At 72.9% G+C, this 16,950-nt stretch carries 15 protein-coding genes; 7 read left to right on the forward strand and 8 right to left on the reverse strand.

What is annotated here, in order from left to right:
- Positions 1–9: 9 nt before the first annotated feature.
- The gene (locus ME121_RS18985; RefSeq protein ID WP_012322440.1) at positions 10–1,506 is read right to left on the reverse strand and encodes a helicase HerA domain-containing protein; all 1,497 of its coding nucleotides are present in this window, start codon (positions 1,504–1,506) and stop codon (positions 10–12) included.
- Between the two features lie 245 nt (positions 1,507–1,751).
- On the opposite strand from ME121_RS18985, the gene ME121_RS18990 reads away from it, so the two are divergent.
- The 4 genes from ME121_RS18990 (at position 1,752) to dksA (ending at position 6,173) form a co-directional block, all read left to right on the forward strand.
- On the forward strand, positions 1,752–2,999 hold the full coding sequence (locus ME121_RS18990; RefSeq protein WP_012322441.1) for an Hsp70 family protein: 1,248 nt from the start codon (positions 1,752–1,754) through the stop codon (positions 2,997–2,999).
- A 188-nt stretch (positions 3,000–3,187) separates the two neighbouring features.
- Positions 3,188–4,561 carry an MBOAT family O-acyltransferase gene (locus ME121_RS18995; RefSeq protein WP_059409453.1) on the forward strand — a complete coding sequence of 458 codons (1,374 nt, stop codon included), beginning with the start codon at positions 3,188–3,190 and terminating at the stop codon, positions 4,559–4,561.
- A 2-nt stretch (positions 4,562–4,563) separates the two neighbouring features.
- Positions 4,564–5,571: a hypothetical protein gene (locus tag ME121_RS19000; RefSeq protein ID WP_059409454.1), complete on the forward strand. Its 1,008-nt coding sequence runs from the start codon at positions 4,564–4,566 to the stop codon at positions 5,569–5,571.
- Positions 5,572–5,753: 182 nt separating this feature from the next.
- Positions 5,754–6,173: an RNA polymerase-binding protein DksA gene (dksA, locus tag ME121_RS19005; protein WP_012322444.1), complete on the forward strand. Its 420-nt coding sequence runs from the start codon at positions 5,754–5,756 to the stop codon at positions 6,171–6,173.
- Between the two features lie 45 nt (positions 6,174–6,218).
- Here dksA and ME121_RS19010 read toward each other — a convergent pair whose 3' ends face one another.
- Genes ME121_RS19010 through ME121_RS19020 form a run of 3 tightly spaced genes read right to left on the reverse strand, consistent with a single transcriptional unit; the run spans position 6,219 to position 9,095 of the window.
- Positions 6,219–7,925 carry a TadE/TadG family type IV pilus assembly protein gene (locus tag ME121_RS19010; RefSeq protein ID WP_059409455.1) on the reverse strand — a complete coding sequence of 569 codons (1,707 nt, stop codon included), beginning with the start codon at positions 7,923–7,925 and terminating at the stop codon, positions 6,219–6,221.
- Positions 7,903–8,562 (reverse strand): TadE/TadG family type IV pilus assembly protein, encoded by a 660-nt coding sequence (locus ME121_RS19015; RefSeq protein ID WP_024828027.1) that lies wholly within the window; start codon positions 8,560–8,562, stop codon positions 7,903–7,905. Before ME121_RS19015 ends, ME121_RS19010 begins: the two co-directional genes overlap by 23 nt.
- Positions 8,541–9,095: a TadE/TadG family type IV pilus assembly protein gene (locus ME121_RS19020; protein WP_244633009.1), complete on the reverse strand. Its 555-nt coding sequence runs from the start codon at positions 9,093–9,095 to the stop codon at positions 8,541–8,543. Before ME121_RS19020 ends, ME121_RS19015 begins: the two co-directional genes overlap by 22 nt.
- Before the next feature lie 294 nt (positions 9,096–9,389).
- On the opposite strand from ME121_RS19020, the gene ME121_RS19025 reads away from it, so the two are divergent.
- Entirely contained in the window at positions 9,390–9,806 is a 417-nt protein-coding gene (locus ME121_RS19025; protein ID WP_059409457.1) for a hypothetical protein, read from the forward strand.
- Positions 9,803–10,273, forward strand: a complete 471-nt coding sequence (locus ME121_RS19030) for a hypothetical protein (protein ID WP_059409458.1) — start codon at positions 9,803–9,805, stop codon at positions 10,271–10,273. Before ME121_RS19025 ends, ME121_RS19030 begins: the two co-directional genes overlap by 4 nt.
- A 12-nt stretch (positions 10,274–10,285) precedes the next feature.
- Here the strand turns inward: ME121_RS19030 and ME121_RS19035 are convergent, their stop codons facing one another.
- Positions 10,286–11,563, reverse strand: a complete 1,278-nt coding sequence (locus tag ME121_RS19035) for an NAD(P)/FAD-dependent oxidoreductase (protein WP_059409459.1) — start codon at positions 11,561–11,563, stop codon at positions 10,286–10,288.
- Between the two features lie 148 nt (positions 11,564–11,711).
- On the opposite strand from ME121_RS19035, the gene ME121_RS19040 reads away from it, so the two are divergent.
- Positions 11,712–13,052: a glutamate--tRNA ligase gene (locus ME121_RS19040; protein ID WP_059409460.1), complete on the forward strand. Its 1,341-nt coding sequence runs from the start codon at positions 11,712–11,714 to the stop codon at positions 13,050–13,052.
- 58 nt (positions 13,053–13,110) lie between these two features.
- On the opposite strand, the gene ME121_RS19045 is transcribed toward ME121_RS19040, so the two are convergent.
- From ME121_RS19045 to ME121_RS19055, 3 genes are all read right to left on the reverse strand, one after another.
- The gene (locus ME121_RS19045) at positions 13,111–13,887 is read right to left on the reverse strand and encodes a class I SAM-dependent methyltransferase (protein ID WP_024828022.1); all 777 of its coding nucleotides are present in this window, start codon (positions 13,885–13,887) and stop codon (positions 13,111–13,113) included.
- Between the two features lie 16 nt (positions 13,888–13,903).
- Entirely contained in the window at positions 13,904–15,112 is a 1,209-nt protein-coding gene (locus ME121_RS19050; protein ID WP_029359735.1) for an MFS transporter, read from the reverse strand.
- A 91-nt stretch (positions 15,113–15,203) separates the two neighbouring features.
- Positions 15,204–16,950: OmpA family protein (locus ME121_RS19055; protein ID WP_059409461.1), on the reverse strand; the 1,747-nt coding region annotated here is incomplete at its 5' end.

Genomic DNA, 16,950 nt, shown 5'->3' on the forward strand with positions numbered 1-16,950 from the left:
CCGATCCGGTTACACGACCCGCCGCTTCGGCCCGGTCGGCAGCATCTGCGGCTCGCCCGGTCCGGTCTCGACGCCGAGATCCGGCACCGCGATGATCGGCGCGCCGCGCAGGTCCTTGCGGGTGACGATGGCGCCGCGCTCCTCGAGATAGGCCAGCATCCGCCGCGCCCGGCCGCCCGAGCTGGTGCCGTAGGCCTCGGCCAGCATGGTGTCGGTCGGGCAGGGGGCGCCCTCGATGGCGGCCCGCGCGACCACGAGGAAGAGCCCGGCGAGGTCGTCCGGCAGGCCGGCCGCGATGGCCTGGGCTTGCTCCCACCCGGAATTGTCCGCGACCGCGCCCCCGGCCTCGGCCCGCGCGACCGCGAGCCGCCGCTTGAACTCGGGCAGGCCCATCGTGTCGCCGCGCAGGCGCCGGATGCGGCAGCGGACCGTGAAGTCCTGGTAGAGCGTCGCGGGGGTGCAGGCGGCGGCGTCGGCATCCGCCAGCACGGAGGCCAGGACCTCGGCGAGCGCCGCCTCGCGGGCCTCCGGGTCCATCGGCTCCTCCTCCGGCTCCTCGGCCGGCGCCGGCGGGCGGTAATTGGCGAGCTGGACGAGCACGTCGGGTGCCGGGGTCGGGCGCGGCTTCGGCCGCGGCGCCAGCGGCGCGACGGTCTCCGCGGGGCTCGCCGTGAGGATCAGCGCGCGGGCATCCTCCAGGGCGTCGGGCAGCGGAACGAGGACCGGCGAGGAACTCCGGCTCACGGTCTGGGTCGGCCCGACCGCGATGGTGAGCGGGCGCCGGGACAGGGCCGGCCCCAGGGCCACGAAATGCCCGCGCGGCAGGTCGCGGAACGTCTCGGCCTGCCGGCGCTCCAGCCCGAGGAGGTCGGCGGCGCGCGCCATGTCGATGTCGAGGAAGGTCCGGCCCATCAGGAAGTTCGAGGCCTCGGCCGCGACGTTCTTGGCGAGCTTGGCGAGGCGCTGCGTCGCGATGATACCGGCGAGCCCGCGCTTGCGGCCGCGGCACATGAGGTTGGTCATCGCGCCGAGCGACAGGCGCCTGGCCTCGTCCGAGACCTCGCCGGCGGCAGCCGGCGCGAAGAGCTGCGCCTCGTCCACCGCCACCAGCATCGGGTACCAGTGGTCGCGGTCGGCGTCGAACAAACCGCCCAGGAAGGCCGCGGCGGCCCGCATCTGGCCGTCGGCGTCGAGGTTCTCCAGCGACAGCACCACCGAGACCCGGTGCGTCCGCACCCTTGCGGCGATGCGCTGCAGGGCGACGTCGTCGCCGTCGGCCTCGACCACGACGTGGCCGTAGCGGTCGGCGAGGCTGGCGAAGTCGCCCTCCGGGTCGATGATCGCCTGCTGCACGAGGCCGGCGCTCTGCTCGAGCAGCCGCCGCAGCAGGTGCGATTTGCCGGACCCGGAATTGCCCTGGACCAGGAGCCGCGTGGCGAGCAGTTCGGTGAGGTCGAGGAGCGCGGGGCGCTCGCCCGTCAGGCCGAGATCGATGTCGGAACGCATGGCGCCTCATAGCACGGCCCGGCCGGTCCGGGTGTGCCGCCGGCGCGCTGTCCACGCTTCCCGCATGGGAACGCCCGGGCGGTGGACTGTCGCATCGCCCCGCGCCGTCCCGCGACGCCGCCGCTGCGCGGTCGCGCCGTCAACCCCCGCCCGGGCTCCCCGGGCCCCGCTCCTCCGGCCTGGACCCCGGCCTGTCGGCCCTGTAGGCCCACGGCCCTTCTCCCAACTCCCGGACCCACGACACGATGGCGGCCTGCGGCCTCGATTTCGGCACGTCGAACACCACCCTCGGGCATGACGGCCCGGACGGTCCGACGCTGCTGCCCCTGGAGGGCGCGCACCGGACGATCCCGAGCGCGATCTTCTTCGAGCTCGGCCGGGAGCCGATCATCGGCCGGGCCGCCACGGCGGCCTACGTCGAGGGCCGGTCCGGCCGGCTGATGCGGGGGTTGAAATCGGTCCTCGGCACGCCGCTCATGGAGGAGGCGACCCCGGTCGGGCGCCAGCGGCTGCGCCTGCGCGACGTCATCGCCCGCTACCTGACCGCCGTAAAGGCGCGGGCCGAGGCCGCCAGCGGCCAGAGCCTCGACAGCGTGGTCCACGGCCGCCCCGTCCACTTCGTCGACGGCGACCCGGAGGCGGACCGCCGCGCGGAGGACACGCTGCGCGACATCGCCCGCGACGTCGGCTTCCGGGAGGTCTCGTTCCAGTACGAGCCGATCGCCGCGGCGCTCGACTACGAGCGGCAGGTCCGCGCGGAGGAGATCGCCCTCGTCGCCGATATCGGTGGCGGCACCTCGGACTTCTCCATCGTCCGCCTCGCGCCCGAGCGCCGGGGGCGGCCGGACCGCGCCGGCGACATCCTGGCCAACGACGGCGTGCGGATCGGCGGCACCGATTTCGACCGCCAGCTCAGCCTCGGCACGGTGATGCCGCTCCTGGGCCTCGGAAGCCCGATGCGTCGCGGCGACCTCGCGGTGCCGAACGCCTACTATCACGATCTCGCTACGTGGTCGGCGATCAACCGCCTCTACAACCCGAAGACCCTGCGCGAGATCGACGAGGTCATCCGCGACGGCGCCCGGCCCGACCTGCTCGCGCGGCTGCGCGAGGCCGTGGAGGGCGAGCGCGGGCACGCCCTGGCCGGGGCGGTGGAGGGCGCCAAGATCGCGGCCTCCGAGCGGGACGCGACCGTGCTCGATCTCGGCCTCCTGGAGCCGGGGCTCGCGGTGCCGGTGGATCGCGCGACCCTGTCCGCCCAGACCGGCGACCTCGCCCGCGCCGTCGCGGCGCGGATCGCGCGCTGCCTCGCGCAGGCGGAACTGACGGCCGACCGGGTCGACGCCCTGTTCCTCACCGGCGGTTCCACCGGCCTGCCGCACCTGCGCGCCGCGCTGACGGCCGCTTTGCCCGCCGCCCGGGTGGTGGAGGGCGACACGTTCGGCTCGGTCGGGCTGGGCCTGACCATCGAGGCGGTCCGGCGCGGGGCCTGAGCCCGCCGCCAGTCGGGCGTTCCCGCGCCCGCGTCGTCGCGGGCGCCGCGGAGCCCTCCGGGGCGGCCGCGGAAGCGCCCCGCACGCCGAGCGCCGATTGACGGGCCGGCCCCGATCCCCGACAAGGCCGTCCCTCCCGCTCGGAGACTACGGCGGCCCATCCGGGCTCCTCCGCGCCGCCCCGCCCGATGCTGTTCAACTCCTTCGTCTTCCTCCTCGCCTTCCTGCCGACCGCGCTGATCCTGCACGGGCTGGTGGCGCGCGCCGCGCCCGCGTGGCGGTTGCCGCTCCTCGTCGCCCTGTCCTTCGTGTTCTACGGCTGGTGGGACATCCGGTTCGTGCCGCTGCTGGCCGGGTCGATCGTCGCGAACTGGTGCGTGGCCCGGGCCTATCGCCTCTGGCCGGGCCGCTGGCTGATCCCGGCGGCGATCGCCGCCAACCTCGCGCTGCTCGGCGTGTTCAAGTACCTCGACTTCGCGGCCGACCTCGCCAACCTGATCCCCGGCCTGGAAGCGCAGCGCCTCGGCCTCGCCCTGCCGCTCGGCATCTCGTTCTTCACCTTCCACCACATCATGTATCTCGCCGACCTGCGGGCCGGCCGGGCGCCGGGCTTCGGGCTCGTGAAATACGCCCTCTACATCGCCTTCTTCCCGCAGGTTCTCGCCGGCCCGCTCGTGCGCTGGAGCGAGATCATGCACCAGTTCGACGAGTCGCCCTACGCGCGGCCCGACGCCGCCGAGCGCTTCGCCCGCGGGCTGATGCTGCTCACCGTCGGCCTCGCCAAGAAGGTGTTCCTCGGCGACCCGCTCGCCGAGTACGTGAACCCGGTGTTCCAGGCCGCCGCCGCCGGCAAGGCCGTCACGGTGGTGGAGGCGTGGCAGGCGACGCTCGGCTTCACCTTCCAGATCTACTTCGACTTCTCCGGCTACACCGACATGGCGCTGGGCATCGCGCTGCTGTTCGGCCTCGTCCTGCCGCAGAACTTCGACGTGCCGTACCGCGCCACCTCCCTGCGCGAGTTCTGGCGGCGCTGGCACATGACCCTGTCGCGCTTCCTGCGCGACTACCTCTACGTCCCGATGGGCGGTAACCGCCGCGGGCTGCCGCGGCAGGTCGGGGCGCTCGTCGCGACGATGACGCTCGGCGGCCTCTGGCACGGGGCGGGCCTGACCTTCCTCGCCTGGGGCGCGCTCCACGGGATCGGCCTCGGCGCCGGGGTCCTGGCGCGCCGTGCCCGGATCGCGGTGCCCGCGCCCCTCGGCTGGGCGCTGACCAGCCTGTTCGTCGTGCTGACCTGGGTGCTGTTCCGGGCGACGAGCTTCGAGGCGGCCCTCGTGATCTTCAAGGGGCTGTTCGGGCTGGCGCCCAGGGGCTCCGGCTTCAAGTGGCGCACCATCGCCATCGCCGCCCTGGTCGCGACGGTGGGGCCCACCGCGTGGAACGCGGTGCACCGCCTGCCGCCCCGGCGGCTCCTCGCCTTCGGCTTCGCGCTGCTGTTCGTGCTCGTCCTGCTCAAGATCGGCGACGATGCGAACTACGAGTTCATCTACTTCCAGTTCTGAGGATGGCGCCCGCACCCCCCACGACCGATCGGGACTGGCGCGGCTTCGCCCGCACCCTGCTCCTGTCGATGGTCGCCCTGTTCGCGGGCTACGTGGCGCTCGCCGTGCTGATCGATCCCTACGATACCGGCCGCTCGACGCTGCTGTCCCGGGGCGCGGTGCGGCCGCAGGGACCCCGCACCGCCTCGGCCGTCCGCGGCCGCGACCCGGCCTACGCGGGCGTGGTGATCGGCAACTCGCACATCCAGCTCATCGAGCCGGCGGCCCTGACGCGGCTCACCGGCATCCCCTTCCTCCAGCTCTCCGTGCCGGCCACCGGCCCTTCCGAGCAGTTCGCCCTGCTCGGCTGGTACCTGCAGCACCATGCCCACCCCGCCGCGATCGTGCTCTCGGCCGACGCGTTCTGGTGCGCCGACGACCCCGCCTTCCCGAGCGAGCACGGCTTTCCCTACTGGCTCGTCGGTGACTGGCCCGCCTACCTGCGGGGGCTGATCCGCTTCTCGGCCGCCCAGGAGACGGTCAACCGCCTCGGCTGGCTCCTGAACCCGCGCCGCAAGACCGCCGCGGCCGACGGCTGGTGGGACTACGAGCGCAACTACCTGAGCCAGGGCTTCGGCGTCGATCCCGCCAAGAAGGCGGCCCTGGAGAAGCCGGTCGGGCCCGAGCCGGAGGCGCGTCACGGCGGCCCGTTCCCGATCGCGGCGCGCCTGCGCGCCGAGCTGACCCGGATCCCGGCGGGGACCCCGGTCGTGGTGGTCTTCCCGCCGGTCTACGCCCGCGGCGAGCCGCGGCCCGGCAGCCCCCGGGCGCGGGCCGAGGCGACCTGCCGGGCCGAGGTGCGCGCCGTGCTGGCGACTCACACCCTGAGCACGGTGGTCGACTGGCGCGACGGCCGTCCCGCGGCGGCCGATCCCGACCAGTTCTTCGACCAGACCCACTACAGGCTGCCGATCGCCCGAAGTCTGACAACCGAGATCGCCGAGGCGATCGTACGGTTGCGGACCAGATGACAGCGTAAAACATCTGTACCGTGGCCTGTTTGCCGCACGCGGCGATGCAGTGACAGCCAGTTACAGCCCCTGCATCCGTGTGCGTTGTGGCGCTGAGGCACCTCGACTATACGGCACCTCACGTTATCGCCGCACACCGGCCATCCCCTGGTGGGCGGTTTACCATCCAGCGAGGGTGACGCATGGCGAAGGTGCAGCTGGAGGACGGCTACGTCCCGTCCGACGACGAGCCCTTCATGAATGACCGGCAGCGCGAATATTTCCGGCGCAAGCTGCTGAGCTGGAAGAACGACATCCTCCGCGAGGCGCAGGATACGCTGGTGGCGCTGCAGAGCGAGAACGAGAATCATCCCGACCTCGCCGACCGCGCGTCGTCAGAGACGGACCGGGCGATCGAGCTGCGGGCCCGGGACCGCCAGCGCAAGCTGACCGGCAAGATCGACGCGGCGCTGGCCCGGATCGAGGACGGGTCCTACGGGTTCTGCGAGGAGACCGGCGAGCCGATCTCCCTCCGCCGCCTCGACGCACGGCCGATCGCGACCCTGTCGCTCGAGGCCCAGGAGCGGCACGAGCGCCGCGAGCGCGTCTACCGCGACGACTGATCCGGATCCGGCCGCGTGCCGGATCCGGCGGCCGACCCGGCGCGACTACTGCGTGAGCCGCAGCGCGCCGATGCTCGCCTGGATCGACTTGAACGCCTTGATCAGGTCGTCGGACGAGTTGGCGAGGTAGAACTGGTCGGGCGACGAGGCGCAGTTCCGCAGCAGCGTCTGCCCCGCCGAATCGATCGGATCCGTCGGGACGCTGAAGCCGATCGTGTAGATCGAGATGTTGACCGCCTTCGTGTTGGCGCACGCCTCGGCGGTGAGCGCGTCGAGCGCCTTCCGCGCGGTGTTGCCGTCGGCGATGTTGGTGTTCTGATACGCCGTCGTCAGGCGCGGGTTCGGCGTCGTGCCGTTGGCGTTCCGGAAATAGCCGGCCGCGAAGTAGAGCGAGCCGGTCGGCGCGCTCGAATTGGTGCCCCAACTGTTCGTGCCATCGGTCATCAGGATGATGATCTTGTTGATGTTCGTGGCGTTCGAGCTGTTCGCGCTGGACGCGTAGGGTTGACCGTCCGCGAAGACGCTGTTCGGCGAGAGGGTGCGCCAGCCCCACATGAATCCCTCGTGGATGTTGGTCGATCCGGAAGGCGCCATGTTGTTGATCAGGGTCTTCAGCGCGTTCGTGTTGTTGGTCAGCCGCTGAAGCGGCTGGGTGGTGCAGCCGAAATTCGGACCGTTCGGGATCCCGAGGGGCGAGCCGGACGCCGGATCCTTCGGATTCACGTACTTGCAGGCTTGGCCGAGCGCGGTGTTGTAGGTGTTGCTGTTCCGGCAGTCGGGGCCGGTCTCGTCGTCGATATAGCTGTTGTAGCTGTAGGCCGTCGACCTCTGGTTGCCGACCGGGAAGGACGCGCCGCCCGACGTGCCGTCGCCCGGCTCGTCGGGCGCGAGCAGCGGCACGTAGAAGGAATCCTTGGTCGTGGGCGCGCCGTCCTGGACGTTGAACGGGTAGGGAAGCGACTCGAGGCACCCGGCCCAGCCCCAGTTCCGGTTCGCCGCCTGCAGCTTCGCGAAGACCTCGAAGCGGTTCTTGAACGGTGCCGGATTCGACTGGACGATGTTCGTCCAGTGGTAGCTGGAGAGGCCGTTCTGATCGATCCAACTCGCGTAGCGGTACGCGGACGGGTCGACTGCCACGGCGGCGGCGAAGGGAACGATCGCGACCTTGGTCGCGTTGGAGAAGGCCGGGCTCGTGTAGACGTAGTTGACGAAATCGGTCGCGGCCGTCTGGACGGCCCGAAGCTTCGACTGTCCCCCGCTCGACGCGGCCATCGAGCCCGTGTTGTCGAGGACCAGCGCGATCTCGAAGGTCTTGGGCAGCGGCGTGGCGCATTGCGAGACGGCGCCCGGGTTGATGCGCTGGGTGCCGGTCAGCCCCCCGAAGAAGGTCGTGGACTGCTTGTGCGCGGTCAGCGTGATCTTGCGCGGGCTGCTGGTGATCGCCAGCCGGTCGACCACGAGGTTCGCGGCACCCATGGCGCCGGTCATCGTCGTCTGGGCGAGGGTGTTGAGTTCGGCCTCCGACGTCGTCAGCGGCGTCTGGCAGAGCAGCAGCGCCGTGGCGTCGGTCGCGGTCTGGAGCTTCGTCTCCAGCCGCGTAGCGAAGCCGTAATCGATCGCCGCGCCGCCGATCATCACCATCGGCACGCTCAGGAACGCGAACAGCAGGGCGACGTTGCCGCCGCGGTCGCGCAGGAGGCCGCGGCGCCGCTCGGGGCGGTCGTCAGGACTAGCGGTCGATCTTCGTGCCATCGCAGTTCGCGTGTTCGTCGTCCGGCAGGACGACTTCCGTGTAGGTGCTGGTGCCGTAGGCCTGGCCGCCGCGGGTCGGCCACGGCGCGCTGCTGGTGAACGTGATCGTGTTGCTCACGCCCTTGGCGAGCTTCACCAGGGCGCTCCCGATCATCGGGGTGTAGCTGATGCTGACTTCCGCCAGGACGTACCGCATGCCCGGCATCCGGTAGCCGTCCGGCACGGTCAGGCCGGCCGCGGATCCCAGGCTCCGCGCGGTCCCGTTCGCGTTGGCGACGCTGGAGCAGACCACCGGGGGACCGACCGGGTTCTTCGCGTCGATGCCCATGGCGCTGACCACGATCTTGACCTTCGACGTGTCGAACGGGCGCATCACCGCCGTGGCGGAGGCGAGGATGTCGTTCATCACGGTGCGGCTGATCGGGTTCTGCGTGTCGCCCTGCGCCGTCAGGTCCGCCACGGTCCGGCCGAGCTGGGTCAGCTTGCGCCACTCGTCGATGGCGTGCCCCACCTCGGTCATCCCGGCCCAGATCGCGAGCAGGATCGGCAGGATGACGGCGAACTCGACCGCCGCGCCGCCCCGCCGATCCTGCCCGAGCCGGGCCGCCCGCCGGGTCAGGACGGCGAGGACGGGCACGGGCTCGCTCCGACGATCTGATAGGGCTCGGTGCGGAACACCGCGGTGGACGTCAGCAGGCTCGATCCCTCCGCGGGCCCGCTGGTGAACTGCTTCGTGTTCAGGCCCATCAGGTTGAAGAAGGTCGGGAACGGCACCGCCGCCGTGACGATCACGATCGTCCCGGGCGAGGCGCATTTGTAGTTGGAGCCGAAACTCGTGCTCCACGTGCCTGTGGCCGTGTCGATCGGCTTGGCCGCGGTCGCGCTCGCGAAGCTGCTCGAGGTCGAGACGTCGATCTTGACGTTCTGACAGTTGAACACGGTGGGGACGGGGCTGCTGCTCGGTCCGCACATCCGTGTCTTGAGGGTCGCGAGCACGGTCGCGGGATTGGTCTGACCCGCGGTGTCGAGCTGGAACTGGCCGGTGAAGATCGTCCGGACCGCGTTCTGGAGGGCGCGATCGAAATTTTGCGTCGCCCACATCTGAAACACGATCTGGAGGATCGCGCCGCACAGCGCCAGGAACGGCAGGGCCACGAGGGCGAACTCCACCGCGGCCGCGCCGCCGCTGTCGCGCGCGAGGCGCCTCAGGAGACAACCCGACGTAACTCTGACCTGCGCGTGTGAAAGTCCTCGACGGTTCATGAGCGAGCAGATCAGTCGAAAATAGCCATCGCGTTCGATGTGACGCCAAGATTTTGCAAAACTCTTAATTCGATCGACTACAACAGGCTTATCGAGTTCCTGCTACTTTTGGTTGTGTCGAGCGCGGTAGTCGGCGATGCGCGGTTGACGCCCCGCCGGTGCGCACCACTTCCACGCGCGCAGGCGTGGCCGGAGAACCGCATGAGATCCCCTCTGATCGCGCTCGTGGTCGGCGCGACGGCGCTCGCGCTCGCGCTCGCCGCCTGCGACGCGCCCAAGCCGGGGCCGGCCGGGCCTCCCGGTGCGAAGGGTGATCGGGGACCGCCGGGGCCGGCCGGGCCGGCCGGGGTCAACGGCGCGACGGGGGCTCGCGGTCCCGCGGGCGACCCGGGCCCGGCCGGGCCGGCCGGTCCGCCCGGACCGGCCCTGAACAGCCAGGTGCGTCTCGACGTGGCCTGCCGCCGTGACGAGGAATTGATTGGCGCCTACTGCCGAGGCATGGCGGTTCTGCCGTCCGTGACCGTCACGGACGGCGTGTCCACGGTCGGCTGCCTCGACATGACCGCCAAGGCCGCCAAGGATGCCCAGCCCGTCGCGGTCTGCATGAAGAAGCCATGAGATTCGCCGCCCCCGCACTCCTGATCGCGCTGGTGTCCGGCCCCGCCTGTGCCCAATCCTTCGTGCCGACGGAGCGGGCGGCGATCGACCTCGTGCGCGACCGGCGCACCGCCGGCTTCACCACCGTGGCGCGCACGCTGGCCTATGCCGAGCGCGCGACCGGCGGCGCTTTCCGACTCGGCGGCTACCGGGTCGATTATCGCCCGGACGCGCCGTTCGCCCGGGTGCGGATCTGCTATCGCCTGGGGATCGATCCGCCGACCTGCGGCCTCGCTTACCGCGTCGCGGTCAACCCCGCCCATGTCGAGCCGTCCGACCGCTACGACGGTCTGACGCGCGACCTCGAGCACGGGCCCCAGGCGTTCCTCCGGGCGCTCGCTCGGGAGGCCGATCTGCAGCGCCAGCCGGACTTCCTGCGGAAGGTCGAGGCCGCGCTCGAGCCCTACAACCCCTACGACTGGCGCTGATCGCGGACGCCCTCAGAGCAGCCGCGGCCAGCGCAGGAGCCGTTCCGGCGCGAAGGCCGCGACCGGCACCGCCGGGTTCCGGCCGGTGGCGAGGTCGGCGACGATCTCGCCGGTGATCGGGCCGGTGGACAGGCCGATATGACCGTGGCCGAAGGCGAAGAGCAGGCCGTCGTGCCGCGGGGCGCGGCCGATCACCGGCATCCCGTCGGGCGTCGACGGGCGGGAGCCGAGCCACGGCGCGTTGTCCAGCGGCCCGCCGAGCCGCAGGGTGCCGGCCGCCTCGCGGGACGCCGCCTCGATCTGCGTGTGGTCGGGGGCGGCGGCGCGGGCGTTGAGTTCGACACCGGACAGGACACGGACCCGGTGCTCGCCCATCGGCGACAGGATCGAGCCCGCGCCGGTGTCGAGGACAGGCCGGGTCAGCGGCGGGCTGTCCGGATGCAGGGCGTAGTGGCGATGGTAGCCGCGCTCGGCCGCCACCGCGAAGCGGTAGCCGAGAGTCCGGGCGATCGCCCCGGAGGCGGCGCCGGCCGCGAGGACGACCTGCCGGCCCCGCACGGCGCCGCCGTCGTGATCGACGCGCCAGCCACCGGCCTCGGGCTCCAACCGGGCGACGCTGCCGCGCAGGCGGCGGCCGCCGAGGCCGGTGAACAGGGCCTCGCACGCCTCGATCAGCCGGCCGGGCTCCCGCACCGATCCCGTCTCGGTGAGCAGCATGGCCCGCGCGTAGGGCCGCACCAGCGCCGGCTCGACGGCCTGCAGCGCCGCCCTGTCGAGGATGTCGAACGCGACCCCGTGCGCGGCCAGGATCTCGCGCTCCAGGGCGGCGGCCGCGAAGGCCGCCTCGGTGCGGTAGGCCTTGATCCAGCCCGTCCGCTGCAGCCGGTCGCCGGTGCCGGCCCGGGCCGCCAGCCGCTCGTGGGCCGGATAGGCGGCGCTGGTCAGCGGCAGCAGCGCCGCGGCCGCGCGGCGCCAGCGGGATGCGCGGGCGGCCGCGAGGAAATGCGCCGTGTAGGGCATGATTCGCGGGAGATGCGCGTAGTGCAGCCTCAGGCCGCGATCGGCGTTGCGCAGGTAGGCCGGGAGCTTGCCCCACAGGGCCGGGCTCGACATCGGCAGGATCGAGCCGCGGCTGACCACGCCGGCATTGCCGTAGGAGGTCCGGGCCCGCGCCTCGCCGGGATCCAGCAGGACCACGTCGAGCCCGCGATCCCTCAGCGCGATGGCGCTGGCGAGGCCGACCATCCCGCCGCCGACCACCACGATGTCGGCCGTCTCATCCGTCGCCATGCCGCTCACATCCCGCCCCGCACCACGCGCGCCCTTCTGACGGGTTTCCCGCGTCCTGGGTAGCGGGCCGCCGCGGGTCGGCGCATCGGGCCGGTGTGATCGTGAAGTCCCGCGCACATTCCCGCGGAGATCGGCTAGAGAGCGGACCATGACTCTCGTCCGCTTCGCACCCTCGCCGACCGGGTATCTCCATATCGGCAACGCCCGGCCGGCCCTGCTCAACGCCCTGTTCGCCCGCCGGACCGGCGGCCGCTTCCTGCTCCGCCTCGACGATACCGACGCGGAGCGCTCCACCGAGGCCTTCGCCGAGGCGATCGGCGAGGATCTCGCGTGGCTCGGCATCGTGCCCGACCTGTTCGCCCGGCAGAGCGCCCGCACGGCGCAGCACGACGCCGCCGCCGACCGCCTGCGCGCAGCGGGCCGGCTCTACCCCTGCTACGAGACCCCGGAGGAGCTGGAGCGCCGCCGCAGGCGCCAGCTCGGGCGCGGCCAACCGCCGATCTACGACCGGGCGGCGCTGCGGCTCACCGGCGACGAGCGGGCGGCGCTCGAGGCCGAGGGCCGGCGGCCGCACTGGCGGTTCCTGCTGGAGGCGCGGACCGTCGGCTGGGACGATCTCGTCCGCGGCCCGGCCCACGTCGACTGCGCGTCCCTGTCGGATCCGGTGCTGATCCGCGCCGACGGCAGCTACCTCTACACGCTGCCGTCGGTGGTGGACGACGCCGATCTCGGCATCACCCACGTGATCCGCGGCGAGGACCACGTCACGAACACCGGCGTGCAGGTGCAGATCTTCGAGGCCCTGGGCGCGGCCGTTCCGGTCTTCGGCCACCACAACCTGCTGACGACCGCCGACGGGGAGGGCCTGTCGAAGCGCCTCGGCCACCTGTCGCTGCGCGGCCTGCGCGAGGCCGGCTACGAGCCCGCGGCGGTGCGCTCGCTGGCGGTGCTGACCGGCTCGGCCGAATCGGTCCGGGCGGTGCCCGACCTCGACGCCCTCGCGGGCCTCGTCGATCTCGGGGAGATCTCGCGGGCGCCGGCCCGGTTCGACCCGGCGGAGCTCGACGGACTCAACGCCCGCCTGATCCACGCCATGCCGTACCGGGAGGCGGCCGCGCGCCTCGCGGATCTCGGGATCCCTGAGGACCGGGCCGAGGCCTTCTGGCTCGCGGTGCGCGCCAACCTGAGCCGGGTCCCGGAGGCGGCGCCGTGGTGGCGGGTCGTGACCGGTCCGGTCGAGCCGGTGCTCACCGAGCCTGCCGTGATCGCGGCCGCCATCGAGACCCTACCCCCCGAGCCGTTCGGCCCGGAGACCTGGAAGGCGTGGACGACCGAGATCCGGACTCGCACCGGCGCTAAGGGCCGCGGCCTGTTCATGCCGCTCCGGCTCGCGCTGACCGGCCTCGAGCACGGGCCGGACCTCGCCGGCCTGCTGCCGCTGATCGGGCGGGAGCGGGCGGCGCGCCGGCTCTCCGGCGCGGCCGCCTGAGTGACCCGGCCCGGACAACCCCGCCGGCGTTCGTAATCCTAGGCCGTTCGGCGGCGGTTCAGCGGCCGGGTCGCGGGCGCGCCTCGATCAGCGCGGCATCGAGCAGGAAGCTGCCGTCGGCCTCGATGCCGAAATGCGCCGCGACCTCCGCGGGCGCCGCGACCTGCAGCGCCCGGATCGCCGCGACGTGGGTCTCCGGCGTCCGCATCCGGGCGATCCAGCTCGCGAACTCCATGCGCGGCCGGCTCGGCGTCGCGTCGCCGGGCTCGAAGCCGGCCGCCTCCAGCAGGGCCCGCCATTCCGAGACCCTGTAGTCGCGCACGTGCGAGGGGTCGCGCAGCAGCTCCACCGCCTGGAGGTGCGTGTCGAGCAGCGGATCCTCGGGCGCGACGATGTCGCTGACGACGAGGAATCCGTCCGGCTTCAGCACCCGCCGCGCCTCCGCCAGGGCCGCAGGCACGTCGCGCCAGTGGTGGGCGCTGTAGCGGGTCAGGACCGCGTCGAAACGCGCGTCCGGGAACGGCAGGGCCTCCGCGCCGCCCTGCCGGGTCTCGATCCGGTCGAGCCCCCGCCGCGACGCCTCGGCGGCGACCGCCGCCAGCATCTCGGCCGACAGGTCGTAGGCCGTGACGCAGGCCCCGGCCGCCGCCGCCGCGAAGGCGACGTGGCCGCCGCCGCAGCCGAGGTCGAGCACCCGCAGGCCGGGCCGCGCGCGGACCCGCTCGCCGATCCGGTCGAGGTCGGCGCCCGCCGCGTGCACGGCGCTGGTCACGTAGGCGGAGGCCTGCGCGCCGAACTGGTCGACGACGTGTCGGGTGTGGCTGCGGGCGTTCATCGGCGGATCTCCCGGTTCAGGTCGCGAGCGGCGGCAGGCGGGACAGCCGCAGGGCGATCGTCAGCGCCAGACCGTACAGCCCGCCCACGAACAGAACCACGCCGTTCCACCCGGAATGGGCGAAGAACCAGCCGCCCGCGGTCCCCAGGACCGACGAGCCCAGATAGTAGAGGCCGAGATAGATCGCCGAGGCCTGGGCCCGGTCGCGCAGGGCCCGCCGCCCGACCCAGCTGCTCGCGACCGCGTGGGCGCCGAAGAAGCCCACCGTCGTCACCACGATGCCGGCGAGGATCAGCAGCAGGTGATCCGAGAGCGTCATCACGATGCCCGCCAGGCCGACGGCCGTGGCGACCCAGAGGACGCGGCGGCGGCCGAAGCGGCTCGCCAGCTCGCCGGTGACCGGGCTGCTGACCATGCCGGCGAGGTAGACGGAGAAGATCAGTCCGATCACCGCCTGGCTCAGCGCGTAGGGCGGCTCGAGCAGGCGGAAGCCGATGTAATTGTAGATGCAGACGAAGCCGCCCATCAGCAGGAACGCCTCGGCGAAGAGCCAGGGCAGGCCGGCGTCGCGGAAATGGTGGGTGAAGCTGCCCGGCACCTCCGCCCAGGCGAGCCGGCGCGGCACGAAGCGGCGCGAGGGCGGGAGCCACCGCCAGAACGCCAGCGCGGCGGCGAGCGCGAGGCCGCCTATCACCGCGAGCCCGGCGCGCCAGCTCACGAAATCCGCCATCACGCCGCTGATCAGGCGGCCCGACATGCCGCCCAGCGCGTTGCCGCCGACGAGCAGGCCCATCGACAGGCCGATGGCCTTGGCGTCCATCTCCTCGGCGAGATAGGCCATGGCGACGGCCGGGAGGCCGCTGGCCGTCAGCCCCGTGAGCGCGCGCAGTGCCAGGAAGCCGTACCAGCCGGGGACCAGGGCGGCCACGACCGTGAGCAGCGCCGAGGCGACCAGCGAGGCCAGCATCACCGGCTTGCGGCCCCAGATCTCCGAGAGCGGGCTGACGACCAGCAGCGCCACCGCCAGCAGCCCGCAGGGCAGCGACAGGGCGAGGCTGCTCGCGGCCGGCGAGACGCCGAAATCGTCCGCATAGATCGGCAGGAGCGGCTGGACCGCGTAGAGCACCGCGAAGGTCGAGAAGCCGGCCGCCGCCAGCGCCAGAGCCGTGCGGCGGAAGACCGGTGTGCCCGACCGGATGAGCCCGCCATCCGCCTCGCTGTCCATCGTCGTCCCGCACCGCTGTCCTCAACCGGTGGTGAGGCGCGGAGGCTCGACGGTCAACTGCCGCGCGGGACATGCCCGCGCGGCGGCCGTTTCACCGAGGCGGCGGCGGCGGTGCCGCCTGGCCCTGACCCTGATCCGGCCCCTGCTGCAGCAGCGGCGTGATCCGCTGGACGACGACGCGGCGATTCTCCCGCGACGGGCCCTGCGTGTTCACCTTGAGGTACTGCTCGCCGTAGCCCTGGGTGGTCAGGTTCTCCGGCGGCACGCGGAACTGCTCGGTCAGCACGGTCGCCACCGCCTGGGCACGCCGGTCCGACAGGGACAGGTTGTCGAGGGCTGAGCCGACGGCGTCGGTGAAGCCTTCGATCAGGAACACCTCCCGCGGGTTGGCCTGGATGGCGCGGTTCATCGCGCCGGCGATCCCCGACAGCTTGGCCGCCTGATCGGGCGTGACGGTGAACGAGCCGGTGTCGAAGGTGATCGTGTTGATGTCGACCGAGCGCAGCCGGGCGCGGAGGTCCGGGCTGTAGCGGATCTGATCGAGCGTGTACCGGCGATCGACCTGCACCACCGGCGGCGCCGTCAGCGCCTCGTAGACCTCCGCCTCGTCGGCCTGGGCGTAATCCACGACGTAGCGGTCCCGCGGGATGCGGATCTCCGGGGGCGGCAGCACCACCACGTCCTCGTAGATCGGGCGGAGCGGGCCGGCATAGCTGTTATCGATCAGGATGAGCTCGCGACCGTCGCGATAGCGGAGGTAGCGGCGCAGCATCCGCCCGTCGTCGTTCGTGACGGTGACGATCTGCTCGCCGCCGGGCCGGTCGACGTAGCTGTAGAAGTCGGCGCCCCGCCGCTCGAACCTGTAGCCGCGCGGGTCCAGGGTGCGGAAGCGCTCGTTCTCGTCGTGTCGGATCAGGTAGCCGTCGCGGTCCTGCACGATGATGCGGCCCGGCTCCCGGTAATAGGTCCGGCCGTCCTCCCGGAACTCGCGGCGGTCGGTGCGGACCTGCTCGAAGTCGCGCACGGCGTCGTTCTGGCGGAAGCCGCCGGGCACGTAGCCCGGCTGTCCCGGCCGGTTGAAGGCGCTCGGGTCGGTCGGACCGCCCGGACCGCCCGCGGGCGGCTGGCCCGGCGCCATCCCGGGCTGCGGTGCGCCGGGCGGCGGGGCCTGTCCGGGAGCGGGCGCCTGGCCCGGCGGCACGAATGGCCGTCCCGGGATCCCGGGGGCCATGTTGGGCGGCACTGGCCGCGCGGGCTCCGCCGCGGGGGCGCCGTTGGGCTGGGCCGGCGCCCGTCCATCGGGCTGGGCCCCCTGCGGCTGGAACGGCCGCCCCGGAACGCCCGGGGCCGCGTTGGGCGCCTGCGGCCGGCCGGGCTCGGCGCCGGGACCGCCGTTCGGCTGGGCGCGGTTCTCTGGCTGGCGGTTCTCTGGCTGGCGGTTCTCGGGCTGCGCGTCGAGGCGCTGGGCCGGCCGACCGGGTGCGCCGGGGGGCGCGTTCGGCGGCTGGGGCCGCTCGCCGGGCGCACCCGGACCGCCCGGACGCTGGCCCGGAGCACCGCGATCCGGCACGGATCGGTCGGGAGCCGCGTCGCGCTGCGCGGGACGGTTCGGCTGGTCATCCGGGCCGGGGCGGTCCCGGTCCGGTGCCTGGCGCTGCTGCGGCGCCGGCGGACGCTCGGGCGCAGGGCGTCCCTGGGGCGGCGGGGCCTGATCGCGATCCGGAGCCTGCTGGCGCTCGGGCGCGGGCCGTCCGGGGGTCGGCCGCTCCTGCGGCCCGCGATCCGGACGATCCGGCTGCTGATCCCGCCGCTCCTGCTGCCGCTCCTGCTGTCGATCC

The organism is Methylobacterium sp. ME121 (assembly GCF_000974725.1).
Lineage (GTDB): Bacteria > Pseudomonadota > Alphaproteobacteria > Rhizobiales > Beijerinckiaceae > Methylobacterium > Methylobacterium radiotolerans.